The sequence below is a fragment of the Mycobacterium sp. NS-7484 genome, assembly GCF_001953975.1.
Taxonomy (GTDB): domain Bacteria; phylum Actinomycetota; class Actinomycetes; order Mycobacteriales; family Mycobacteriaceae; genus Mycobacterium.
Window position 1 is genome coordinate 60,728 of sequence record NZ_MBEJ01000127.1, and the last position, 21,946, is coordinate 82,673.

General features: G+C 65.9%; 24 protein-coding genes. 4 read left to right on the top strand and 20 right to left on the bottom strand.

Annotation, left to right across the window (positions count from 1 at the left end):
• The first annotated feature begins 82 nt into the window (after positions 1-82).
• A complete protein-coding gene (locus A5733_RS23090; RefSeq protein WP_076241799.1) occupies positions 83-1,276 on the top strand; it encodes a lipase family protein in 1,194 nt (397 codons plus the stop codon).
• Between the two features lie 21 nt (positions 1,277-1,297).
• Entirely contained in the window at positions 1,298-2,647 is a 1,350-nt protein-coding gene (locus A5733_RS23095) for an alpha/beta hydrolase family protein (RefSeq protein WP_076241800.1), read from the top strand.
• On the opposite strand, the gene A5733_RS23100 is transcribed toward A5733_RS23095, so the two are convergent.
• The 8 genes from A5733_RS23100 to A5733_RS23135 form a co-directional block, all read right to left on the bottom strand.
• Positions 2,644-4,329 carry a glycosyltransferase family 39 protein gene (locus tag A5733_RS23100; RefSeq protein WP_076241801.1) on the bottom strand — a complete coding sequence of 562 codons (1,686 nt, stop codon included), beginning with the start codon at positions 4,327-4,329 and terminating at the stop codon, positions 2,644-2,646. The genes A5733_RS23095 and A5733_RS23100 overlap by 4 nt on opposite strands.
• On the bottom strand, positions 4,326-5,810 hold the full coding sequence (locus tag A5733_RS23105) for a glycosyltransferase (RefSeq protein WP_076241802.1): 1,485 nt from the start codon (positions 5,808-5,810) through the stop codon (positions 4,326-4,328). The genes A5733_RS23100 and A5733_RS23105 overlap by 4 nt, the downstream gene beginning before the upstream one ends.
• Positions 5,807-7,339, bottom strand: coding sequence for a hypothetical protein (locus A5733_RS23110; protein ID WP_142254175.1), 1,533 nt, complete (start codon positions 7,337-7,339; stop codon positions 5,807-5,809). The genes A5733_RS23105 and A5733_RS23110 overlap by 4 nt, the downstream gene beginning before the upstream one ends.
• A complete protein-coding gene (locus A5733_RS23115) occupies positions 7,336-9,258 on the bottom strand; it encodes a hypothetical protein (RefSeq protein WP_076241803.1) in 1,923 nt (640 codons plus the stop codon). Before A5733_RS23115 ends, A5733_RS23110 begins: the two co-directional genes overlap by 4 nt.
• Positions 9,259-9,336: 78 nt before the next feature.
• Positions 9,337-10,887 carry a hypothetical protein gene (locus tag A5733_RS23120; protein WP_076241804.1) on the bottom strand — a complete coding sequence of 517 codons (1,551 nt, stop codon included), beginning with the start codon at positions 10,885-10,887 and terminating at the stop codon, positions 9,337-9,339.
• A gap of 339 nt (positions 10,888-11,226) precedes the next feature.
• The gene (locus A5733_RS23125) at positions 11,227-11,922 is read right to left on the bottom strand and encodes an anti-sigma factor (protein WP_076241805.1); all 696 of its coding nucleotides are present in this window, start codon (positions 11,920-11,922) and stop codon (positions 11,227-11,229) included.
• Complete coding sequence (locus A5733_RS23130; RefSeq protein WP_083666415.1) at positions 11,919-12,482, bottom strand: sigma-70 family RNA polymerase sigma factor; 564 nt, start codon at positions 12,480-12,482, stop codon at positions 11,919-11,921. Before A5733_RS23130 ends, A5733_RS23125 begins: the two co-directional genes overlap by 4 nt.
• A 42-nt stretch (positions 12,483-12,524) precedes the next feature.
• Complete coding sequence (locus A5733_RS23135) at positions 12,525-14,240, bottom strand: cytochrome c biogenesis protein DipZ (protein WP_076241807.1); 1,716 nt, start codon at positions 14,238-14,240, stop codon at positions 12,525-12,527.
• A 271-nt stretch (positions 14,241-14,511) separates the two neighbouring features.
• On the opposite strand from A5733_RS23135, the gene A5733_RS23140 reads away from it, so the two are divergent.
• The gene (locus tag A5733_RS23140) at positions 14,512-15,021 is read left to right on the top strand and encodes a fasciclin domain-containing protein (RefSeq protein ID WP_369806648.1); all 510 of its coding nucleotides are present in this window, start codon (positions 14,512-14,514) and stop codon (positions 15,019-15,021) included.
• 186 nt (positions 15,022-15,207) lie between these two features.
• Here A5733_RS23140 and rpsQ read toward each other — a convergent pair whose 3' ends face one another.
• Genes rpsQ through rpsJ form a run of 11 tightly spaced genes read right to left on the bottom strand, consistent with a single transcriptional unit; the run spans position 15,208 to position 20,581 of the window.
• Positions 15,208-15,516 carry a 30S ribosomal protein S17 gene (rpsQ, locus tag A5733_RS23145; protein WP_067765270.1) on the bottom strand — a complete coding sequence of 103 codons (309 nt, stop codon included), beginning with the start codon at positions 15,514-15,516 and terminating at the stop codon, positions 15,208-15,210.
• Positions 15,517-15,518: 2 nt separating this feature from the next.
• Positions 15,519-15,752, bottom strand: a complete 234-nt coding sequence (gene rpmC / locus A5733_RS23150) for a 50S ribosomal protein L29 (protein ID WP_067765272.1) — start codon at positions 15,750-15,752, stop codon at positions 15,519-15,521.
• Entirely contained in the window at positions 15,752-16,168 is a 417-nt protein-coding gene (gene rplP / locus A5733_RS23155; RefSeq protein ID WP_065461613.1) for a 50S ribosomal protein L16, read from the bottom strand. Before rplP ends, rpmC begins: the two co-directional genes overlap by 1 nt.
• Positions 16,169-16,171: 3 nt before the next feature.
• Positions 16,172-17,017, bottom strand: a complete 846-nt coding sequence (gene rpsC, locus A5733_RS23160) for a 30S ribosomal protein S3 (protein WP_003883478.1) — start codon at positions 17,015-17,017, stop codon at positions 16,172-16,174.
• Positions 17,017-17,487, bottom strand: a complete 471-nt coding sequence (gene rplV, locus A5733_RS23165; protein ID WP_067765274.1) for a 50S ribosomal protein L22 — start codon at positions 17,485-17,487, stop codon at positions 17,017-17,019. The genes rpsC and rplV overlap by 1 nt, the downstream gene beginning before the upstream one ends.
• Positions 17,484-17,765, bottom strand: a complete 282-nt coding sequence (gene rpsS, locus A5733_RS23170) for a 30S ribosomal protein S19 (RefSeq protein WP_003883480.1) — start codon at positions 17,763-17,765, stop codon at positions 17,484-17,486. The genes rplV and rpsS overlap by 4 nt, the downstream gene beginning before the upstream one ends.
• Positions 17,766-17,786: 21 nt before the next feature.
• A complete protein-coding gene (gene rplB / locus A5733_RS23175) occupies positions 17,787-18,623 on the bottom strand; it encodes a 50S ribosomal protein L2 (protein ID WP_066901425.1) in 837 nt (278 codons plus the stop codon).
• A gap of 30 nt (positions 18,624-18,653) precedes the next feature.
• Positions 18,654-18,956 (bottom strand): 50S ribosomal protein L23, encoded by a 303-nt coding sequence (gene rplW / locus A5733_RS23180; protein ID WP_067765279.1) that lies wholly within the window; start codon positions 18,954-18,956, stop codon positions 18,654-18,656.
• Positions 18,956-19,612 carry a 50S ribosomal protein L4 gene (gene rplD / locus A5733_RS23185; protein ID WP_076241808.1) on the bottom strand — a complete coding sequence of 219 codons (657 nt, stop codon included), beginning with the start codon at positions 19,610-19,612 and terminating at the stop codon, positions 18,956-18,958. The genes rplW and rplD overlap by 1 nt, the downstream gene beginning before the upstream one ends.
• The gene (rplC, locus tag A5733_RS23190; RefSeq protein WP_067765285.1) at positions 19,612-20,262 is read right to left on the bottom strand and encodes a 50S ribosomal protein L3; all 651 of its coding nucleotides are present in this window, start codon (positions 20,260-20,262) and stop codon (positions 19,612-19,614) included. Before rplC ends, rplD begins: the two co-directional genes overlap by 1 nt.
• Positions 20,263-20,275: 13 nt before the next feature.
• Complete coding sequence (gene rpsJ, locus A5733_RS23195) at positions 20,276-20,581, bottom strand: 30S ribosomal protein S10 (RefSeq protein ID WP_003883485.1); 306 nt, start codon at positions 20,579-20,581, stop codon at positions 20,276-20,278.
• A 468-nt stretch (positions 20,582-21,049) separates the two neighbouring features.
• Here rpsJ and A5733_RS23200 point away from each other — a divergent pair, with 468 nt between their 5' ends.
• Positions 21,050-21,523, top strand: a complete 474-nt coding sequence (locus A5733_RS23200; protein ID WP_076241809.1) for a hotdog fold domain-containing protein — start codon at positions 21,050-21,052, stop codon at positions 21,521-21,523.
• A 64-nt stretch (positions 21,524-21,587) separates the two neighbouring features.
• On the opposite strand, the gene A5733_RS23205 is transcribed toward A5733_RS23200, so the two are convergent.
• Entirely contained in the window at positions 21,588-21,941 is a 354-nt protein-coding gene (locus A5733_RS23205; protein ID WP_076241883.1) for a nuclear transport factor 2 family protein, read from the bottom strand.
• Positions 21,942-21,946: the final 5 nt, after the last annotated feature.

A 21,946-nucleotide genomic window follows, 5' to 3' on the forward strand; every position in this document is an offset into this window, starting at 1 on the left:
TTATGTCCCCTCCTGCCGCGGTGACGATGAGAGGATGACAGTCTCAACAACCAGCCATGGATCACTGTCCAGGGGAGGTTCGATGGTTCGAGTCATCGTTCTGCTCACCGTCGCTCTCACCGTGCTGTCGGCGTGCGGCGGATCGTCAGAACCGGCCCCGGCACAGGACGCGGACGACGCGGGCCACGTCCTGTCCCAATCACCGTTGGACAACCTGGTTCCGGCACTGCGGGACGCCAGTTCCGAAGCCAAGGTGATGACGTACGCGTCGCGCAACGGGGTCAACGACGCGGTGTCGCACGTGACGGGGACGGTGTTCGTGCCCAAGGCCGATCCGCCGAAAGATGGCTTTCCGATCGTCGCCCTCGGTCATCGCACCGCGGGCACCGCAGCGGACTGCGCGCCGTCGTTGTCGCCGGACCTGCGCGGCGAGGCCGCCACGGTGGTGGCCCTGCTGAATGCCGGCTATGTGGTCACCGTGCCCGACTACCAGGGCCTGGGAAAGCCGAGTACACCCGACGACTACGACTTTCACCCCTACCTCGACTCGACCACCGCCGCATACAACATGATCGACGCCGTCCGGGCGGCGCGGACAGTCGTGCCCACCACATCCACGTCGTGGGCGGCGCTGGGCGCCCAGGAGGGCGGCCAAGCCGCCTGGGCGGCAAACGAACTCGTCGACAACTACGGCCATGGCCTCAACCTGGTGGCCACCGCGGCCTTGGCCCCCATGGCCGACATCGACGGCCTCGCCGACGCTGCCGCGGCCGGCACCTTGACCACCGGCCAGAAACTCGCGTATGTCGGCTATCTCGCGGCGTTGAAAGACCAGTACTACTACGATTTCGAGCTCGACGACTATCGGCGGGGGGCCGCCCAACAACACTGGGACGCCCTGCTCAGTTGCACCGATCCGGCGCAGCGGACAGCGTTGGCCGAGCAGATCAGTGCCGACGACCTGCGCCCGGCCACCCCCGAGGCAATGCAGGCCTTGCAGGGATATCTCCAGAAAACGAATCTTCCACAGGGGCCCACACAGGCGCCGATGTACGTCATCTACGGCGGCCGAGACGACGTGATCCCGGCGGTGTGGACAGATCGCGCGCTGGCCGACGCGTGCACGATGGGCGACGGTATCCAAATCGCTTTCTGGCCGGACAAGACACGTGAGCAGATCGAGCCCGTCGCAGCGTTGGGCTGGCTCACCGAGCGCATGAAGTCGATTCCGGCGGCAAACGATTGCCCGGCATTCCTCGCCGGCCACCACCGATGACCGACGACCGCGGAGGAACCGATGTCACTGACCAGTGGTTGGCTGCCGATCACGCTCCAGGTACTCGCGCTCGCGGCCTTGGTGTTCGCGATCGGGAGACCCCCGCGGTCGTCGCTGCTGCGATGGGCGACCACCGCGCTGCTGGCGGGTGTGCTGTTCGCGGTGATCGTGCGGGCGGTGGTGAAATACCAGGGCTGGTCGGAGCGAGCCGCCTCGGTGGGCACCGTGATCTGGGTGGTGATCATCGGATTCGCCACAGCCACGATGATTCTGGCCTGGCGGCAGAACGCGTGGAGACGGCGCATCGTCTCGGTGCTGGCCATCGCGCTCGCGGTGCTGTGCGCGTTCGCCCACCTGAACATCGCCACCGGGTATTTCCCCACCGTGCAGGCACTCTGGCAGCGCGCGACGGGATCGGAACCGCCCCAATGGATCGACGAGGCCGAGTTGGCCGCGATGCGCCAGGGCGGCGAGCAGCCGACCCGCGGAACCATCACGTGGGTGGACATCCCTAGAGATGCCTCAGGTTTCGGCCACCGCCGCGAATTGGTATACCTGCCACCGGCCTGGTTCCGCTCCGATCCCCCACCGCAACTGCCTGCCGTGATGGCGATCGGAGCGGAGTTCAGCCACCCCTCCGACTGGCCGGAGTCCGGCAGCGCCCTCAAAACCCTCGACCAGTTCGCCGCGTTCCACCACGGATACGCCCCGGTGGTGGTGTTCCCGGATGCCACCGGCGCCTTCAACAACGACACCGAATGCGTCAACGGACCGCGCGGCAACGCCGCCGATCACCTCACCGAGGACGTTCGTCCGTACGTGATCTCCCACTTCGGTGTGAGTCCCGACCCGGCGCGCTGGGGCCTGACCGGCTGGTCGTCCGGCGGCACGTGCGCCTTGATGCTGGCGGTCAAACACCCCGAGTTGTTCAGCGCGTTCGTCGCCCTCGACGGTCAACTCGGCCCCAACAGCGGGACGAAAGACCAGACGATCGCACGGCTCTTCGGCGGCGATGCCGCGGCATGGGCGGCATTCGATCCCAGGACGATCATCGAAAAGCACGGACGCTACGACAACATGTCTGCCTGGCTGGGGGTTTCGGAGAAAACCCCGACGATCCACCGTGCCGCAGGTGAAACCCTGGATGATCCGGGCGCCATCGCCGACTGGGACCAGTACTCCGAGGACCACGCAGCCAACGCCAACAAGCTGTGTGTGCTGTTGAGCGCGCACCACGCGCAATGCTCGGTGGTCGGTTATCCGGGCTCGCACACGTTCGACGCGGCCGGTGTCGGGTTCGCCAACGCACTGCCCTGGCTGGCCGGGCAACTCGGCACCCCGAACGTCGAGAAAATCCCGCTGCCCGGCTAACGCCGAACCGGCTCGTTCACCCGGTACAACCGCCAATCCGGCTGGCCGTCACCATCGTTGGGAATCTCCAACTCCAGTGTGGCAACCTCGGCACCGGTGTCGTAGAGCGTCGGATACCGCACGTTGAGGGCGTCGGCCGTGCCGCGCCCGGTCGCCGGCACCGCCAGCAGATACTTGATGCCGTTGCCGGTCGGGTCATTCAGCAGCTCGGTGAAATCGGGATCCGAGGGGATCACGAAGACCCGGGGCCGGCTCGACGCGGCCAGCACCCCGAACCCGTAGACCGTGTCGGTGATCACCGAACTGTCCGGCAGGTCCAGGTTTTCCAGATAGGCCGCGATCTTTCGTTCGGTTCCGAACGTGCGGGCGATCTGGTGCTCGATCGCCTTACGGTCGGTGACGTTGTACGGGTCCGGTGTGAGCACCGCGCCGAGCCCGTATTCCTGTGGCGCGTAATCCGGTTGGGCCATACCGAACACCGTCACCGGGATACCGACCGCCACGGTCAGGGCCACCGCCACATACCGCGTCGCAGATCGTGGCGGCGACGGATCGGGAACCACGGCCGGTGCATATCTCCCGCGCCGGGTGGGCTTGGCGAGCACGCCGTCGGGTACCGCGAGCATCGCCAGACAGGCGGTCATCGGGATCGCCGTGATGAAGAACCGCAGGAACGGGAACGTCGACCCCGAGGCGTAGCTGTATGCCTGGAATGCCAGCACGGCACCGAACATGGTCAGCGGCACGACAAGTACCTGCCAATTCGGCCGGCCCCACCGCTGGATCGCCACCCACACTGCCAGCGGAACCAGCGTCGGCGCCAACAACATGATGCAGATCAGGGAGAATTCCAGCCCGTGGGCGAAATTCGGCGCACTCTTGCCGGATTGCTCGATGATCGCGGTATTGCCGTACTGCGAAGTGAATTGGGCGAATGCCTCGCCCGTGATCAACCAACCCGCTGCGGCCCAACCGAGGAAGGCCAGCACACCCGGCCCGCTCACGATCAGCATGTCCAAGATGGCACGCCGCAACCGAGGTGGCGGTTTGGCGCGCAGATACGTCGTCACCCCGACCAGCAGCCCCGCGGAGCCGACCGAGGCCAGCGCGTCATAACGGGTCAGGTAGGCCAGACCCATCGCGATGCCGCCGGCCGCGACGAGGTGATGCACGTCGTCGTCGACCATCCACATGATGATCCGGCGCACCGCCCATGACATGAAGAAGATGAACGGTGCCTCGCTCATCCCGTTCGAGCCGTAGAACACGATCATCGGGTTCAGCGCGAACAGCAGCGTGATGGTCACCGAATAGCCGCGTGGCAGACCACGATCGGTGCCCATGCTCAAGATCTGCACCACCGCACCCGCCATGAACGCCGACGACATGATGGTGCCGGCGAAGGCCCGGACCGCCATGTCGGGCCAGAGCGGGCTCAGCGCGACCGCCGGGATCTGCACCATCGCCGCCACCGGGGTGAAGATGAACCCCAAGGCCGCCAGATGCGGATCCCGGCTGAACAGCACCGACTGGGTGGCGACCACGCGCGACAACGTGTCGCCCATGATGAAGCCGTTGCGAATCTGCAGCCAGTACCCGACGGCGAGGTAGAGCACCAGGGTGGCGAAGAAGATGGTGAGCTTCAGCCGTCGGTCCGAGCCGCCGAGGACGGTGTTCGTCATGCGGCGGCCGGTTCCCCCGAGGCGTCCTCAGGACGCGCGGCCAATCCGTGAAATGTCTTCTCCCAGTACGACGGCTGCCGAATCATCTGGTAGACGCCCTTGGCCGCGGCGACACTCATCATCAGCCAGAACAACGGCACACTCAGAGCGGCCAACAGCAGATCGGACCGGTCGTCCTCCCGCAACGCCAGCATGTTCAGATACATGACGGTGACGTTGCCGATGATCATCGCGATCAAAGCCGGGAAGTAGATGAGTGCCGGGAACACCGAGGCCACCACCGCGGGCTGGCCGAGGAACCACAGCACGGTGATGAACCAGAACAGCAGATTGAGGACCGCGATGACCGGGGTGCCCGCCAGCACCAGGGTGAAGCGGATGAAGCTTCGTAAACCCAACGTGCGGTACAACTTCAGTGGCTCACGAATGTGCACCAGCCAGGTCTGCAGGTAGCCCTTGTACCAGCGCGACCGCTGACGCACCCAGTTGATCGGATCGCTGTTGGCTTCTTCCAAGGTGTAGGAATCGATCACCGCGGTGCGATATCCGTTGGACGCGATCCGCAGACCGAGATCGGCGTCTTCGGTGACGTTGAACGGATCCCACGCCCCGATTCTGCGAAGAATGTCACGGCGGAGATGATTCGAGGTGCCGCCCAAGGGTATCGGCGACGAACTGACCATCATGCCCGGCAGCAGGTAGCCGAACCACAGGGCGTACTCGGCGGTGAACCAGGCGGTGAGCAGATTCTGGTGGCCGTTGTGGTACACCAATTTCGCCTGCACGCAGGCCACCTCGTCGGGCAGGTCGCGAAATGCCGCCACCACCCGCCGCAGCTGCAGCGGCTCGGGCAGATCCTCCGCATCGAAAATCGTCACGATCTCGCCGGTGGCGAAGTGCAGACCGTAGTTGCACGCCTTGGGTTTGGTCCGCGGATCGGCGGGCGGCACCAGCAGGATCGTGATGACGTCCGATTCGCCGCACTCTTTCGCGGCCTCGATGGTCACGTCGTCGTCCGCCTCGAGCAGCAGCAGCACCTGCAGTCGGTCCCGTGGATAGTCCAGGGCATCCATGGCCGAGATGAGGTCGGCCACCACTTCCGGCTCGTTATATGCCGGCACCAAGATGGTGTACGGCGGTAGTTCTTCGTCGGGGATGGCCCTGGCCACCTCGTCGGGGATGACGATGGGACGCGACGCCAACCCGCGCTTGAAGATCAACACCCGGTCGCCGAGGGTCAACAGATAAGCCAGGGTGCACAACCCGATCAGCACGACTGTGGTGTCCAGCGGTCGCCAGATGCCCAGTGCCACGACGACGGCCAGCAGCCCCCACAGCACCGGCTTCTGCCAGCCCATCAACGGTTGGGATGCCGAATGCAGCGGCTCGTCCTCACGCAGACCGTTGATCGCACGGTCCAGGGCATACGCGCGCTGTTGCTCGGTCGCGGCTTCCGGATCGAAGGTCTGCTCGCCGGTCATCGTGCGGCTCCGGTGTTCTCGAACTGGGCGGTGACGAACGCCCGGCCGAATTCCAGCAGCAGCTCTTCGTCTTTGAACGACGGCCGGCTCTGGATGAGCACCGCGTTCCCGCGGAACAGCACGGTCAACAGATTGCGAAGGGTCGCGGCCAGGCCACGCTGCGGATCCGGGAAGGGCGCGTCGGGCCGATGGTTGTCCACCGCGAAGATGTCGATGATCTGTTCACGTTCTTTGTCGCCCCAGGCGAACCGCAGCAGATCCCAGGTGACCAACAATCGGTCGTCGACCGCCGATATCAGCTTCGCGGTCACCCCGTGGCCGAGGTCGACCAGGCGAGGGGCGCTGAGCCGGGCTGCGGTGGTGTCGTAGAGCACCTGGCCCGGATACGCATCGAAGGAGAACGGCAATTCACTGACGATGCTGTCCACCATGAGAGTGCGCGGTGCCGCGAGTTTGTCGAACCGCGGATCACCGATGTCAGCGGTCATCCGCTGACGCACGAGCCGCGCGTCGTCACCGTAGTAGCGGCTCACGCCGACCGCGGTGTGCTCGTCGGTGATGGACCAACCCGGCGGCGCCACCAGCGCCCGCCCCGGCACCAGATCGAACGGTGCGGCGCGGCTGATCTTGGTGGTGGTGGTCAAGGCGGGCAGGGGCATCAGCGCCAGCGCGACACCGACCGCGATCACCAGCGGCACCGCCGCCCAGATCTGGCGGGCGGCAAGAGGTTCGACGAGCCGGGCGAACAATCCTTTCGTCTCATGCCGGCGCCTGCTGTACCCGTACGCCGCCCCGAGGACCATGACGAGCGACAGCAGTGAGGGGATCATCTGATAGGCGAACACGGGCGCCTCGCGAGCCACCACGGCCATGACGCCGACGATCACCAGGCCGAGCACGAAGGTGGCGCCTGCCCCGAATATCGCCCTCCTGCGCGGGCGGCCCATGGCGATCGCGGCCGCGGCCGCGGCGATCACCAGCGTCGCGGCGGCCGCGGCGAACCTGCCACCGCCCAACACGATCACCACCACCTGATACGGCAGCGCCGATGACAAGCCGAACAACAGCCACACCCAACCGAACCGCGCCACCGGCCGTATCCCGAACAACACCAGGGCACTGCTGAGGATGAACACCCCCATCGCGAAGATGTCAAGGCGCAGCAGATAGAAGAAATCCGAGTATCTCTTGAGCAGCACTCCCTGGACCATGAGCGCCAGGCCGAGACCGATGATTCCGACGATCACATCGGTCTGCCGGTCGTGGATGGGCAATTCCGCCCGGCCGCGGTAGACAATTCCGAGAGCGGCCAGGGCGGCAGCAATCGGGACCGACCACATATAGCCGATCAGGCCGCCGGCCAACGTGGTCTGCCACAGGTTGACCAGGCTGTCCCAGAACGCCACGGCGGTGAGCACGACGATCAGCGCCCAGCGGGCCCCGAGCCGGACCCCGTGGCTGAGCGAAAACCACCACTCGGCCAGCCGGGACCACTCGTCGCGGACGCCCTGCGCCGTGGTCGTCGTCACGACTGGCCCCGGGACCGCCCACGCCACGCGACCAGTCCGGCACCGAGCGCCGCGAGCACCACCACTCCGGCACCGACCCACAGCCGAAGCGACTTCTGGTGTGGGGCTGACGTTTCCACCGGAGCTACCGCTGTGGACAGCGTGAAGGGGTCGCGTCCGGGCATCGCGATCGCGGCGTTGCCGGACAAGTCAGACCATCGCGCCGTGTCGGCGTCCAACCAGCCCAACAGCCGGTCCAGTTCTCCGGATGCACCGGTCGAGGTGGCGACCAGCACGGTCCGCCCTCCGGTGTACACCGTCTGCAGTGAGCCGAAGCCCACCGACGGATCGAGCGTCACAGTCGACGAATTGCCGGACCCGTCGACGTTTTCGACGGTGATCACACCGTCGGCGCTCATCGCGACCGGCAGGGTGATCCGATCGTCGTTCCAGCCGTCGGCGCTGATCAGCAGCGCGGGGTTGGGAGAGGCGACGGCCTCGGACACCGCACGCACCTCGGCGTCGAAGGGCCGCGAACTCAGGCGCTGCAGGCCGGTCAAGATCTGGATCGCGCGCCGCAGATTGACCAGGCCGGAATCGATCCCGACCTCGATCCGCGGCATCATCGCCTGGGGCAACGACTGGAAGCCTTGCGGAACAGGAGGTTTCGCCTCTTTGCTTTCCACCGGCGTCTCGCCGTCGATCGTCAGGGTGATCGGTTGGAACTCACCGCACCGGCCGGTGTTGCCGGCGGCTTCGATCGCGATGTCGACGTTGGTGTAACGCTGCAGGCGCGAATTCGGCACGTCAATCCACCGGTCGATCCGGCCACTGGCCTCGGCCGGCCAACGGTCGATGGTCTGACCGGCGATGCTCACCACCACCTGGCCCGCGATACTGGCGGGCAGCGGGGTGTACGAGCCCTGCAGATGAACCCGCACATCGTGGACCGCTCTGCCCAGCCGCGTCTGGTCCAGCGGAACTGTCACCCTGGGATTGACCAAGGCGGTGGAGTTCACCCCGGGCTGACCCAGCTGACGGATCGTGGTGTGGTCACCGGCAAGCGCGGGCGTGTTGGACAGCGGCCCCACCACGGCCTTTGACTCCACGGCAAGCTTCGAGATGTCGCTGGACAGCAGGCGCGCCTGGTTGGTCACCTCTCCGGGCGGTCCGGAGATCAGCAGGGCCGGAACGGCATTGGGCCCCTGCAGACTCAACCCGGATTCCGACCCCTCCCGCACGATGACCTGGCGTTCCAGGGGCTGCGGCGGGGCGACCGGGCCGTCGCCGACGGCGACGACCTCGACGGCCGGATGCTGGAACCCATACCGCGCCACCACGGCCGTGGCCACCCGGATGGCCGCGTCGGATTCGGACTGCGACGGATCCGGCGGAACGAATACCGTGAGCTTGTCCAGGACGGGCGGCAGGAAATCCGCGATCGCCGTCGGCGGCATCTCCACGCCGGTGAAGCGAACGCCACCGTTGATCAGCCGCAGCGGGTTGGTCGGGTCATACGTGCAGTAGCCGTCCGGCATCGTCAGGTAACTGGTCAACTGCACGGTCACCGCGTTGTCGACCACTCTCGCCCCGGCCAGCGGTATGACGATCGGCGCCTGTTCGGCAGGCAACGGTGTACGTGACAGGACCCGCTGATCCTGGGTCACCTCGAGAGTGCCGCCACGGGTGTTGACCGGAACCTGCACCGTGGCAGTCAACTCCGCCGGAGCCAGCCCCCGTGGCACCGGGATCGTCAGTGTTTGCGAACCCTGTATGCCGTAGAGCGCGATGTCGCCGTTGACGCCGAGCGTGCGCAAATCGAGAACAGGAGAACTGACCAGCGACGGTTGATCTTCTGGCGCGGCCACAGCAACACCGGGCAACGCGGTTCCAACGGCGACGATCGCGGCGGCGAACACCGGAAGTATTCGGGCGGTCATCTGTCGAAGACTAGGCCGCACCAGCGGCGGGCACCCGCCTTCGCCGAAAAATTCATGCGTATCGCCGGCCATAGACCTTCACTTTCTCGGTGACGATGGGGCGGACTCCCCCGTGGGTGAGTCCCCTGAGGGGAACTGGGCGGCGACGAGTCCGCGGCCGAATCTGGTCAGAAGCTCTTCGTCCTTGAACACCCCGGCACCGGCGTCGAGCACCGCGTTACCGCGGAACAGCAACGTGATCAACGTGCGAAGATTCGAGGCGATGCTGAGCGACGGACCCGGAAACGGTGCGTCGGCATCGTGGTTGTCCACGGCCAGGATCGTGACCCGCTGCGCCAATCGCGAATCGCCCCAGGCGAATTGCAGGGAATTCCAGGTGACCAGCAACTCGTCGTCGACCACGGACAGCAGCAGTCCGTCCACCCCGAAACCCAGGTCGACGTGACGCAACCTGCTCAACCGTACGCTGGTCAGACCGTAGAGCACGCGGGCCGGATACACCCCGAACGTGAACGGGCGCCCACTGACGATACTGTCCACCACCACCGTTCTGGGCCGGGACAGCTTGTCCCACCGCTGATTTCCGAAGTTGGCCCGCAGGTACTGACGAACCAGCACCGCGTTGTCACCGTAGAGACGATTGACGGGATAGTCCTCGCGGGCGGTCTCCGACCAGCCTCGCGGCGCGGTCAGCTCGGAGTCGAATGCCAGCGCGGTCGGGCTCGGCCGGCTGATGGGAGCGGTGGTGACCACAGTGGGCAACGGGCACAAGGACAAGGCCACCGCGGCCACCGTCACCAACGGCACACCGGCCCAGACCTGTTTTGCCGCAAGTGGTTCGAATTTGCGGTCGAGAAGGCGTTTCGGACTGCCCCGACGCGAGCGCAGATACATGGTGAGCCCCACCAGGCAGATCGCCGACAGGGCAGGCACCTGCTGGAAAGCCAACAGCGGCAGGCCGGGCGCAAGCTGGCTCATCGCGATCAGCACGGCGAACCCCACCACCCAGGCCCCGAGCGAGCCGATCACTCCTCGTCGGAACGTCCGACCGACGGCGATGCCGGTGCCCACAGCCGCGATGAGCAGTGTCGCCGCGCCGGCTGCGAACTTCCCGCCGCCGAGCAGCACCACCGTCAGGTAGTAGGGCAGGGAGAAGACCATCGCCGAGAGCAGCCACACCCAGAAGAACCGCGTCACCGGACGGAGACCGAAAAGAACTATGCAACAGCACAAGACGAACAGCCAGGCGGCAACCAGATCCAGCCGCAGCAGGTGGAAGTACAAGGCGTACCGGTCGAGCAGCGCGGCCTGGACCATCAGCGCAAAACCCAAACCGATGATGCCGACGATGATGTCGGTCTGCCGGTCATGAATCGGCAGCTCGGTCCGGTTGCGCCGGGCCACTCCCAACGCCACCAGGGTGGCGGCGACCGGCACCGTCCAGACATATCCGCCGATGCCGCCTTCGACGGTCGTGATGACCAGGCTTTTGAAGCTGTTGTGAAATGCGAACGCCGTCAGACCGATGATCAGGGCCCATCGGATGACCAGCCGGAAAGTCGGATGGACGTCGTAGTACCAGGTGAGGAATGCGGTCAGCCCGGAAGGCGACGACGACGTGGCAGTCATCGGATCTAGATACCCCGGGCCGCCGTTAACGTATCAGTTAATAATATGGTTCGATATCCGCCACCGGGAAGCGACCGAATACCACGCCACACCTGCGCCGACATGAGCGCGATGGTATTGGACGGCCCCCGGTGAGCAAACCCATAATTGGATTCAAAGCGCAAATTGCGCGCGGACTGACGAAGGTGGCAAATCAAGCCCACACGACGTCACGCCCACTTCCCGACGGCTTTCGACCCACCGGTCAGAATGGGCGAATCTCACACCGGCCGCCGCGACAATTTCGACACGCCCCCGTCAGCAGGCCACGCTGTTGTGCGATCTTCGCCGCCGTCGTCCTCACGCCAACGAAAGCCGCGCCACCATGTCCCCCGTCGGCTGCGGCGACCCGCCCTCGGGTTCCATGGTGAACGCCAGCGCGGTCGAATCTCCGAGACCGCGCACCATGGCGGTGATCGAAGGCGTCGAGGGTGTGCCGGCCCCCATCGTCCCCGCCGACTCCGGCCCCTGATCGGTCATCAGCCACATCTGATAGACCATCCCGGGCGGTGGCGGCGCCGCGTTGTTCATCACGACGACACCGCTCCGCTCGTCGCGCGAGTACACGAACGTCGCGGTGCCCCCGGCACTGAGCTGTGCAGTCGCCGTGCGGACATCGCCTGCCGCCATCACCTGCTCGGCGGTGGTCGGCGCACTCGCCGGGCGCAGGGCCAGCCCCGCACCGAAGCCCGCTGCGGCGATCAACACCGCGGCGGCGGCACTCGACAGCCCTGTGCGCCAACGCGATCGGCCGCGATGTCCTTCGCGGGAAACCGCCAGCGCACGTTCACGCAGGGACACCGGCGGGGGCACGGCGACCGTCGACGACGCCTTCGCCATCGTCTCGCGGACCACCCGCACCTCGCCGCGGAATGCCCGCGCGGTCTCAGCGCCGGCCGCGGCCAGCCGCCGTTCGATGTCGGTACGCTCGGCGTCGGAAACCGCGTCCAACGAGTACGCGGTCGCCAGATCCGGCAGCTCCGAATCTTCTGTCATGTCACCCCCAGACAGTCACGGAGCCTGCGCAGTCCGTCGCGCATCCGGGTTTTCACCGTGCCCAGGCTCGTCGACAGTCGTTCGGACACCTGCGGATACGTCAGACCGTCGTAGTAGGCGAGCTCGATCGCCTGGCGTTGCAGGTCGGTCAGTGACCCCAGACAGTCGGCCACCTGTCGCTGCTCGTCAGAGCGGATCGCCGAGTCGGCGACCACGTCGCTGTCAGGTTCGGTGCTCACCGCGGTGTAGTGGGCCTCGCGCCGACTGGAGGCCACCTCGGACCGGACCCGGTCCACCGCGCGGCGATGGGCCAGCGTCATGAGCCAGGACAGCGCTGACCCCTGCTGCGGGTCGTAGTCCGCCGCGCGCCGCCACACCTGGGCGTAGACCTCCTGCGTGGTCTCCTCGCTGTAGCCGGGATCGCGCAGGATACGCAGAATCAACCCGTACACCCGGGCACTGGTGGCGTCATACAGCCCGGCGAACGCCTCGGCGTCGCCGCGGGCAACCCGGCGCAGTTGGGCGTCGAGCACGTTGCTCACGTCCGGCATACCTGCCATCGATGGGTAGCCTAGCGCCGAGTCGACGGTGCTCATCGCCGGTCACCCGTAGGTGAACGAAAATGCCTGGAGCCCTTGGCTCAATCGGACTTCTATCTGGCCCCGATGCACAGCGCGGTCGCTGACGATCTGCCGCAGCGTGGGCGGCCCGCCGACTGGCACGGTCGTGGTCTCACCACCCCGCACCACGGTCACGGTGCCGGTGCCACCCACGACCAGATAGACGTTCTTGGCCTGGTAGTCGAGTTTGATGGCCGAATCCGCCCCTCGGGCGGTCGCGCCCTGGTAGTCCAGATGCCAAGGCCCGTGCAGGGCGAACGAGTCCGCGGGCAGGTTCGCGGGATAGTCGAACCTCGCGTCGCCCTCGTCGTATGCGCCGCCGCCGGCGTAGTTGATCTCCTTACCGACGCCCAGATAGGTCTCGGGGGTGAGGGCCGACGTCGGCGTGACGTCCGGCGCATTCACCGGCGCCGGTAAGGGGGCGCCCTTCGCGTCCACGAGCAACTCGCGGATCAGCCGTTCGGTCACGTCGTAGCCGCCCTCACCGAACTTCACGTGCCGTACGACACCGTTCGCATCGATCAGGTACTCGGCCGGCCAGTACCGGTTCTCGTAGTTCGTCCATGTGGAGTACGAATTGTCCAGGGCCACCGGGTAAGTGATGCCCAGGTCGGCCGCACCGGCGGCGACGTTGCCGGGCACCCGCTCGAACGCATACTCCGGTGTGTGCACGCCGATCACCGTCAGGCCGGAATCCTGGTAGCGGTCATACCAGTCGACGACGTGGGGAATCGCGCGTTGGCAGTTGATGCACGAGTAGGCCCAGAAGTCGATCAGTACCACTTTGCCGCGCAGGTCTTTCAGGGCCACTGGTGCTCCGCCGGGGGCGTTGAGCCATTGGGTGATTCCGGTGATCTCCGGCGCCGGCCCGCAGTTCTGGAGTTCCTCTGCGCCCTCGGCGCATTGCGACAACGCTCCGCTACCGGTCGGGCTCAACCGGTCCGCCACCTCACCGGCGGTCGCCACCCGGTCCTGCAGTCCACTGGTGTAATCCGGAATTGCCCGCTGCAGTTTCGCCGGCACGTCGGCGGCCAGCGCCACGGCGAACACCAGCATCACCACCCCACCGATCAACCGGATCTTGCGCTGTTGCCGACGGAATGCATTGACCCGCTCGACAACTCGGCGCCCGGCGAGCGCGAAGGCGAGGAGCGGCAGCGCGGCACCGATGGCGAACGACAGGGTCAGTGCGACGGTGTTCACGCCGATCGAACCGGTCGCGCCCGCGACGACGATCGCCGCGAGCACCGGTCCCGCGCACGGCACATAGAGCACACCGAGCGCCAACCCCAAGCCGAAACCGCCACTCCCAGAGCCGAACTGCTTCTGCGGAATCCGGCTGAACGGCTTCTCCAGCAGCAACTCGACGCGTGGGAAGATCAGGCCGAGACCGATCAGTGTCAGTCCTAGCAGGCCCGCCCAGCGGAGCGCGTCCTGAGGCAGGTGCAACAACTGCAGCAAGGCCGAGCCGGCCAGCGTCACGACACTGAAGCTCAGCACCAGCCCGGCGATCACGCGATAAGGACGGGAGGTGGTGACCAATGTCGGTTTCACCGCGACGATCGTCGCGCCGTCCGACTCGGTGACGCGAGCACTCTGCGCACCGGAGAAGAAGATGACGGGCAGTACCGGCAGGATGCACGGCGAGATGCCCGTGATGAGGCCGCCGAGAAATCCGATGAGCACCAGGGTGTACATGGCCGGTATTCGGCGCCGACGGACTATCGGATTGGTCAGGATCCGAACCCATCTGCGCCGACCCCCGCACCGAATACCCACTGACCGAGAAAGTGACGGCGGTCACCGTCAATCACCCATAGGGAGTCGGAAAATGTTGAACCTTCAGTACAAGACGGCCGCGGCCGCGGCAATGGCAGCCACGGCAATGTTCGCGTTGCCGTCCTGCTCGAATGACACCGCGCAGTCCGCACCCGGCACGCCAGAGGTCACCAGTGCGTCGGCCGCTCCCATGGCCGCCGACCCGGCGGCAGACCTGGTGGGGCCGGGCTGTAAGTCCTACGCGGAAAAGGTGCCGTCCGGTCCCGGTTCGGTGGTCGGGATGGCGCAGGATCCCGTCACCGTCGCCGCGTCGAACAACCCCATGCTGACGACGCTGACCGCCGCCATCTCCGGAAAGCTGAATCCGAACGTGAACCTGGTGGACACCCTCAACGGCGGTGAGTTCACCGTATTCGCTCCCACCGACGACGCGTTCGCCAAGATCGATCCGGCCACCATGGAGGTGCTCAAGACGGATTCGGCGATGCTGACAAAGATCCTGACCTACCACGTCGTGCCCGGTCAGGCCAGTCCCGCCAAGGTCGTCGGCACCCGGCCGACCGTGCAGGGCGCATCTGTGACGGTCACCGGTTCGGGTGACGCGCTGAAGGTCAACGACGCATCGGTGGTGTGCGGCGGCGTCCACACCGCCAACGCCACCGTCTATCTCATCGACACCGTGCTCATGCCGCCTAGCTGAGAGCACCGGGCAGTCGAAGTCGCGGGCGCCCCGTCATTTTCGACATGAGGGTCGTGGCGCGGCGCAGATGCCAACCCCCATGTCGAAAACGGCGCGAGCGCGGTTGTCGAGCAGACGCAAAGTGCCCCAAACCCGACGGGTTTGGGGCACTTTCTACTACTCGCGTTGAGAAAGAAGAAGCCTTCGCTACTTCGCCTTCTCGAGAACCTCGACCAGGCGCCACCGCTTGGAGGCGGACATCGGCCGGGTCTCCATCAGCGAGACGCGGTCGCCGATACCGGCGTCGCCGTTCTCGTCATGCGCCTTGACCTTCTTGGTGGTCCGGATGATCTTGCCGTAGAGCGGGTGGCTCTTACGATCTTCCAGCTCGACCACGATGGTCTTCTGCATCTTGTCGCTCACCACGTAGCCGATGGCGGTCTTGCGACGGCCACGGGTCTCTTCGGTGCGCGGAGTGTGCCGAGGACCGGGCTGGGTGCCCTTGTCGTTTGCCATCTTTAGCTTTCCTCACCTCCGGGCCCGGAAGCCAGACCCAACTCACGTTCACGCAGCACGGTGTACACCCGTGCAATCTCCTGGCGCACGGTGCGCAGCCGACGGTTGTTGGACAGCTGACCGGTAGCCATCTGGAAGCGCAGGTTGAACAGCTCTTCCTTCGACTCGCGCAGCTTGTCCGTCAACTCGGTGTCGGTCAGTTCGCGCAGTTCACCAGGCGTAGTTCCCACTGCCATCAGAACTGCTCCTCTCGAGTCACGATGCGTGCCTTGATCGGCAACTTGTGGATCGCGCGGGTCAGCGCGTCCCGGGCGATCTTCTCGTCCGGGTAGCTGAGCTCGAAGAGCACGCGACCGGGCTTGACGTTGGCAACCCACCACTCCGGCGAACCCTTACCGGAACCCATGCGGGTCTCGGCGGGCTTCTTGGTCAGCGGACGGTCCGGGAAGATGTTGATCCACACCTTGCCGCCACGCTTGATGTGCCGGTTGATGGCGATACGAGCGGACTCGATCTGCCGGTTGGTGATGTAGGCGTGCTCCAGTGCCTGGATGCCGTAGTCACCGAAGCTCACCGACGTGCCGCCGCTGGCAATGCCACGCTGACGCGGGTGATGCTGCTTGCGGTGCTTGACCTTACGGGGAATCAGCATGGTTTAGCTCTCCGTGCTCTCAGCGGCCGGCGCTGCCTCGACAGCAGCGGCCTGCGGAGTAGTGCCTGCAGCGGCGTCGTCTCCGCCCGTCGCAGCGCGGCCGGCTTCGGTGCTCGTCGCCGTGGTGCCCGAGGAACCGCTGCGACGCGGCCGGGTGCCCGACGGACGCTCACGACGCGGCCGATCGCTGGCCGGCGCGGCAGCGGCGAGCTCACGCTTGCCACCGACGATGTCGCCCTTGTAAATCCAGACCTTCACGCCGATCCGGCCGAAGGTGGTCTTGGCCTCGTACAGGCCGTAGTCGATGTCCGCGCGCAGCGTGTGCAGCGGAACGCGACCCTCGCGGTAGAACTCCGAGCGGCTCATCTCAGCACCGCCGAGGCGACCCGAGCACTGCACCCGGATGCCCTTGACGTTCGGCTGACGCATGGCCGACTGGATCGCCTTGCGCATCGCGCGGCGGAACGCCACACGGTTGCTCAGCTGCTCGGCAACACCCTGGGCGACGAGCTGAGCCTGCGACTCAGGGTTCTTCACCTCGAGGATGTTGAGCTGAACCTGCTTGCCGGTCAGCTTCTCCAGGTCGGCACGGATGCGGTCGGCCTCGGTGCCGCGGCGACCGATGACGATGCCGGGACGCGCGGTGTGGATGTCAACGCGAACCCGATCACGGGTGCGCTCGATCTCCACGTCGGCGATGCCGGCCCGCTCCAGACCCGTGGCCAGCAGACGCCGGATGGCGACGTCTTCCTTCACGTAGTCCTTGTACTGCTTGTCGGCGTACCACCGGGACTTCCACTCGGTCGTGATACCGAGCCGGAAGCCGTGGGGATTGATCTTCTGGCCCACTACTCCGAGCCTCCCTTCGTCTCGGCAGACTTCTTCGTGGCGGTCGCGGCCTTGCTGCCCTGCGCCCGACGGCTACGAGCGGAAGTAGATGCACCCGCGCCTCCGTTGCTCTTGGGCGGACGGCTTTCGACGATCACCGTGATGTGGCTGGTGCGCTTCCGAATCCGGAACGCACGCCCCTGGGCACGCGGACGGATGCGCTTGGCGGTCGGACCCTCATCGGCGTAGACGGTGGCGACCACCAGGGTCGTCGGGTCCAGGCCCTCGTTGTTCTGCGCGTTGGCGGCAGCGCTGGCGATCACCTTGGCGACCGGCTCGCTGGCAGCCTGCGGCGCCCACCGCAAGATGTCGAGGGCTTCCTCGACGCTCTTGCCGCGGACCAGATCGATGACGCGGCGGGCCTTGCTGGCCGAGACGCGCACGAAGCGCGCCTTCGCCTGTGCAGACGGATATTCAGTGACAGTGCTCATCGACGCTTGCTCTTCCGGTCGTCCTTGATGTGACCCTTGAAGGTGCGCGTCGGGGCGAACTCGCCGAGCTTGTGCCCGACCATTGCCTCGGTGACGAACACCGGGACATGCTTGCGGCCGTCATGCACCGCAAAGGTGTGCCCGATGAAGTCGGGGAGGATGGTCGACCGACGCGACCAGGTCTTGATGACCTGCTTGGTGTTCTTCTCGTTCTGAACGTCGACCTTCTTGAGCAGATGGTCGTCGACGAACGGACCCTTTTTGAGACTACGAGGCATCGCTGCTACTCCTTCCGCGGCCTAGCGCTTCTTGCCGGTGCGCCGGCGACGGACGATGAGCTTGTCGCTCGGCTTGTTGGGCTTGCGGGTGCGGCCCTCGGGCTTGCCCCACGGGCTGACCGGGTGACGGCCACCGGAGGTCTTGCCTTCACCACCACCGTGCGGGTGGTCAACCGGGTTCATCACGACACCACGGACAGTCGGGCGCTTGCCCTTCCACCGCATACGGCCGGCCTTGCCCCAGTTGATGTTCGCCTGCTCGGCGTTGCCCACCTCGCCGACGGTGGCGCGGCAGCGCACGTCGACGCGACGGATCTCACCCGAGGGCATACGCAGCGAGGCGTAGGTGCCTTCCTTACCGAGCAACTGGATGCTCACACCGGCCGAGCGGGCCAGCTTGGCACCGCCACCGGGCCGCAGCTCCACAGCGTGGATCACGGTGCCGGCGGGGATGTTGCGCAGCGGCAGGTTGTTGCCGGGCTTGATGTCGGCGTTGGCACCGGACTCGATCACGTCACCCTGCTTCAGCCCCTGCGGCGCGATGATGTAGCGCTTCTCGCCGTCGAGGAAGTGGAGCAGCGCGATGTTCGCGGTGCGGTTGGGGTCGTACTCGATGTGCGCGACCTTGGCGTTGACGCCGTCCTTGTCGTGGCGACGGAAGTCGATGACGCGGTAGGCGCGCTTGTGGCCACCACCCTTGTGCCGAGTGGTGATGCGGCCGTGGGCGTTACGACCACCCTTGCCGTGCAGCGGGCGAACCAGCGACTTCTCCGGAGTCGAACGAGTGATCTCGGCGAAATCGGAGACGCTGGCACCGCGACGACCCGGGGTCGTCGGCTTGTACTTGCGAATTCCCATATCAGTTAAATCCTCTTAGTTCCCGGCGGGTTAGGCCGGTGCTCCGAACAGGTCGATGGGCTTGCTGCCCTCGGCCAGGGTCACGATCGCGCGCTTGGTGTCCTTGCGCTTGCCGAAGCCCGAGCGGGTGCGCTTGCGCTTGCCCTGCCGGTTGGCGGTGTTCACCGAGCTCACCTTGACGTCGAAGATCTTCTCGATCGCGATCTTGATCTGCGTCTTGTTCGAGTCCGGGTGCACGATGAACGTGTACACGTTGTCCTCGATCAGCCCGTACGACTTCTCCGAGATGACCGGGGCCAGGATGATGTCGCGGGGGTCTGTAATTGTTGCCATCAGACCGACGCTCCTTCTTTGTGGTCTTTGGTGCCTGCCTCGATGTAGGCGTTCAGAGCCTCGACCGAGAACACCACGTCGTCAGCGTTGAGCACGTCGTAGGTGTTCAGCTGATCCGGCGAGATCACGTGCACACCAGGCAGGTTGCGGACGCTGCGGGCGCCGACCTCGTCGGTGCGGCCGATGACGACCAGGACCTTCTTGTTCTCCGTCAAGGTGGCCAGGAACGCCTTGGCGCTCTTGGTCGACGGGGTCTGGCCCTCGATCAGTTCGGTGATCGCGTGGATGCGCTCGTTGCGGGCCCGGTCCGAGAGCGCACCGCGCAGGGCGGCGGCGATCATCTTCTTCGGGGTCCGCTGGCTGTAGTCGCGCGGCTGCGGGCCGTGGACGATGCCACCACCGGTGAACTGCGGTGCGCGGGTCGAACCCTGACGCGCCCGGCCGGTGCCCTTCTGCCGGTACGGCTTCTTGCCGCCACCGGAGACCTCACCGCGGGTCTTCGTCGAGTGGGTGCCCTGGCGCTTGGCGGCCAACTGAGCGTTGACGACCTGGTGCATCAGAGCGATGTTGGGCTCGACGTCGAACAGCGCGGCGGGCAGCTCGACGGAACCGTCCGTCTTACCGGCCGGAGTCTTGACGTCAATTTTCAAAGTCATTACTTCTCGCCTCGCTTGATTGCGCTGCGGACAACCACCAGACCACCGTTGCGTCCGGGGATGGCGCCCTTGATCAACAGCACGCCGTTCTCGGCATCGACCTTGTGAACCTTGAGGTTCTGCGTGGTCACCCGGTCGTTGCCCATACGGCCCGACATCCGGGTGCCCTTGAACACGCGGCCCGGGGTGGCACAGCCACCGATGGAGCCGGGGCGGCGGTGCACTGCCTGGGCACCGTGCGCGGCGCCCTGGCCGCGGAAGCCGTGGCGCTTCATGGTGCCGGCGAAGCCCTTGCCCTTGCTGGTGCCGGTCACGTCGACGTATGCCCCGTCGGCGAAGATCTCGGCCGTCAGCTCCTGGCCGACCTCGTACTCGGCGGCGGCAGCCTCATCGAGCCGCAGCTCGGCGAGGTGGCGGCGCGGGTTCACACCGGCGGCGGCGTACTGGCCGGCGACGGGCTTGTTCACCTTGCGCGGGCTGATCTCGCCGTAGGCGAGCTGCACGGCGCTGTAGCCGTCGCGCTCGGTGGTGCGGATGCGGGTCACCACGTTGGGTCCGGCCTTGACGACCGTCACCGGGACGACTTTGTTGTTCTCGTCGAACACCTGCGTCATGCCCAGCTTGGTGCCCAGGATGCCTTTTCTTGCCATCTCTTCTGGTCTCCTACTGGATGTTGACGTCGACACTGGCCGGCAGATCGATACGCATGAGCGCGTCAACCGTCTTCGGCGTCGGGTCGAGGATGTCGATCAGTCGCTTGTGGGTGCGCATTTCGAAATGCTCCCGCGAGTCCTTGTACTTGTGCGGCGACCGAATGACGCAGTACACGTTCTTCTCGGTCGGCAGCGGCACGGGGCCCACCACGCTGGCACCGGTACGGGTGACCGTTTCGACGATCTTGCGCGCCGAGGCATCAATGGCCTCATGGTCGTAGGCCTTGAGCCTGATGCGGATCTTCTGTCCCGCCACGCTTCTCCTACCTCTACTTCGTTCATCGGCCGGCCGTACCGGGAACTCGATGAAAAAACCATCGAGCCCGTCGGGCCTGGTGCCCCGGCGCGGATGCGCCGAGTATTGCCGCCGCTGTTTACCTGTCTGTGGTCCACCGATCCCCGCGGTCGGGCGTGTCGCCCTCGCGCACACATTCTCGCCTGGATATTTCCGTGCGATCTGTGTTTGGAACCGGATGCGCCCGAGGGCGCCGGTCGTATGCCCGGCCAGGTGCGTACCCGGCGCAAGGCAACCCGAACAGTATGCCCCAGATCTGGGCGTGCTCCAAATCCAGGATCAAGCAGCTCGGGATGCCTCCCGCTCACCCTCGCCGAGATTGCACGCAGGGACAAATCCGGCGCCGATTTTGTCCCTGGCTTCAATCTCGTGCGACCACCAGCGCAGCGGCCCCGAGATCGGACCTTACTGATGAGTAAGGTAGGTCGCATGACGCAGCCCAGCGCCACATACCGTGCCTGGAAGAAGATGTCCGCGCTGCCCGGCGGCACGCGGCTGTTCTCCGCCGCCGCCGTCGCGCGCGTGCCCTATTTCGCCTCGATCGTGCCGCATGTGGTGCGCATGGAACCCGGGCTGGCCGAGGTGACGGTGCCCAAATGGTTCTTCATCTACAACCACCTGCACACCGTGCACGCCATCGCGTCGTGCAATGCCGCGGAGATGGCGATGGGCATGCTCATGGAGGCCACCGTGCCGACCACGCACCGCTGGATCCCGAAAGCAATGAACGTGCAATACCTGGCCAAGGCGACGACCTCGCTGCGGGCAACCGCGCAACTCACCCCGCCGGACTTCTCCGTCATCACCGAGGGCACCGACCTCGTGGTCCCGGTCAGCATCACCGACCGCGACGGCGTCGAAGTGGTGCACGCCGACATCACCACCTGGGTGACGCCGGTCTAGAGCACCGAGCGTGCACTCAGATCGCGGTTTTCGCCGAAACCACGATCTGAGTGCACCATCGGCGCTAGTCCAAGTACGTTCCGTGCCCCTCGCGCACAAGTGAGCCGTCGAACAACAACACCTCGTTGACCAGCCCGCCGTTTTGATTGCGGTAGTGGATCACCAACGCCGATTCGCCGCGATAGGTGGCGAGCACCTCGAAGTGAAGATCCGGCATGCCCGCCAGCGCCGTCGTCCAGTAGTGGCGCAGGGAGTCCTTGCCACGCACCACTCCCCCGATCTCGGGAAAGATGCGCGCGGCGACCGGAGAACTGAACACCACGTCGTCGTGGAAATGGGCGAGCACCGCCTCCACGTCGTGCGCGTTCCACGCGCTCACCCATTCCTCGGCGAAGGCCTGCGGATCCGGTGTCGCCATCGAGT

Excerpts from the sequence above, each read along its gene's own strand:
- A5733_RS23090 (WP_076241799.1), top strand. The coding sequence starts at position 83 with ATGGTTCGAGTCATCGTTCTGCTCACCGTCGCTCTCACCGTGCTGTCG.
- A5733_RS23095 (WP_076241800.1), top strand. The coding sequence starts at position 1,298 with ATGTCACTGACCAGTGGTTGGCTGCCGATCACGCTCCAGGTACTCGCG.
- A5733_RS23100 (WP_076241801.1), bottom strand. The coding sequence starts at position 4,329 with ATGACGAACACCGTCCTCGGCGGCTCGGACCGACGGCTGAAGCTCACC.
- A5733_RS23105 (WP_076241802.1), bottom strand. The coding sequence starts at position 5,810 with ATGACCGGCGAGCAGACCTTCGATCCGGAAGCCGCGACCGAGCAACAG.
- A5733_RS23115 (WP_076241803.1), bottom strand. The coding sequence starts at position 9,258 with ATGACCGCCCGAATACTTCCGGTGTTCGCCGCCGCGATCGTCGCCGTT.
- A5733_RS23120 (WP_076241804.1), bottom strand. The coding sequence starts at position 10,887 with ATGACTGCCACGTCGTCGTCGCCTTCCGGGCTGACCGCATTCCTCACC.
- A5733_RS23125 (WP_076241805.1), bottom strand. The coding sequence starts at position 11,922 with ATGACAGAAGATTCGGAGCTGCCGGATCTGGCGACCGCGTACTCGTTG.
- A5733_RS23130 (WP_083666415.1), bottom strand. The coding sequence starts at position 12,482 with ATGGCAGGTATGCCGGACGTGAGCAACGTGCTCGACGCCCAACTGCGC.
- A5733_RS23135 (WP_076241807.1), bottom strand. The coding sequence starts at position 14,240 with ATGTACACCCTGGTGCTCATCGGATTTCTCGGCGGCCTCATCACGGGC.
- A5733_RS23140 (WP_369806648.1), top strand. The coding sequence starts at position 14,512 with ATGGCCGCCGACCCGGCGGCAGACCTGGTGGGGCCGGGCTGTAAGTCC.
- rpsQ (WP_067765270.1), bottom strand. The coding sequence starts at position 15,516 with ATGGCAAACGACAAGGGCACCCAGCCCGGTCCTCGGCACACTCCGCGC.
- rpmC (WP_067765272.1), bottom strand. The coding sequence starts at position 15,752 with ATGGCAGTGGGAACTACGCCTGGTGAACTGCGCGAACTGACCGACACC.
- rplP (WP_065461613.1), bottom strand. The coding sequence starts at position 16,168 with ATGCTGATTCCCCGTAAGGTCAAGCACCGCAAGCAGCATCACCCGCGT.
- rplV (WP_067765274.1), bottom strand. The coding sequence starts at position 17,487 with ATGAGCACTGTCACTGAATATCCGTCTGCACAGGCGAAGGCGCGCTTC.
- rpsS (WP_003883480.1), bottom strand. The coding sequence starts at position 17,765 with ATGCCTCGTAGTCTCAAAAAGGGTCCGTTCGTCGACGACCATCTGCTC.
- rplB (WP_066901425.1), bottom strand. The coding sequence starts at position 18,623 with ATGGGAATTCGCAAGTACAAGCCGACGACCCCGGGTCGTCGCGGTGCC.
- rplW (WP_067765279.1), bottom strand. The coding sequence starts at position 18,956 with ATGGCAACAATTACAGACCCCCGCGACATCATCCTGGCCCCGGTCATC.
- rplD (WP_076241808.1), bottom strand. The coding sequence starts at position 19,612 with ATGACTTTGAAAATTGACGTCAAGACTCCGGCCGGTAAGACGGACGGT.
- rplC (WP_067765285.1), bottom strand. The coding sequence starts at position 20,262 with ATGGCAAGAAAAGGCATCCTGGGCACCAAGCTGGGCATGACGCAGGTG.
- A5733_RS23200 (WP_076241809.1), top strand. The coding sequence starts at position 21,050 with ATGACGCAGCCCAGCGCCACATACCGTGCCTGGAAGAAGATGTCCGCG.
- A5733_RS23205 (WP_076241883.1), bottom strand. The coding sequence starts at position 21,941 with ATGGCGACACCGGATCCGCAGGCCTTCGCCGAGGAATGGGTGAGCGCG.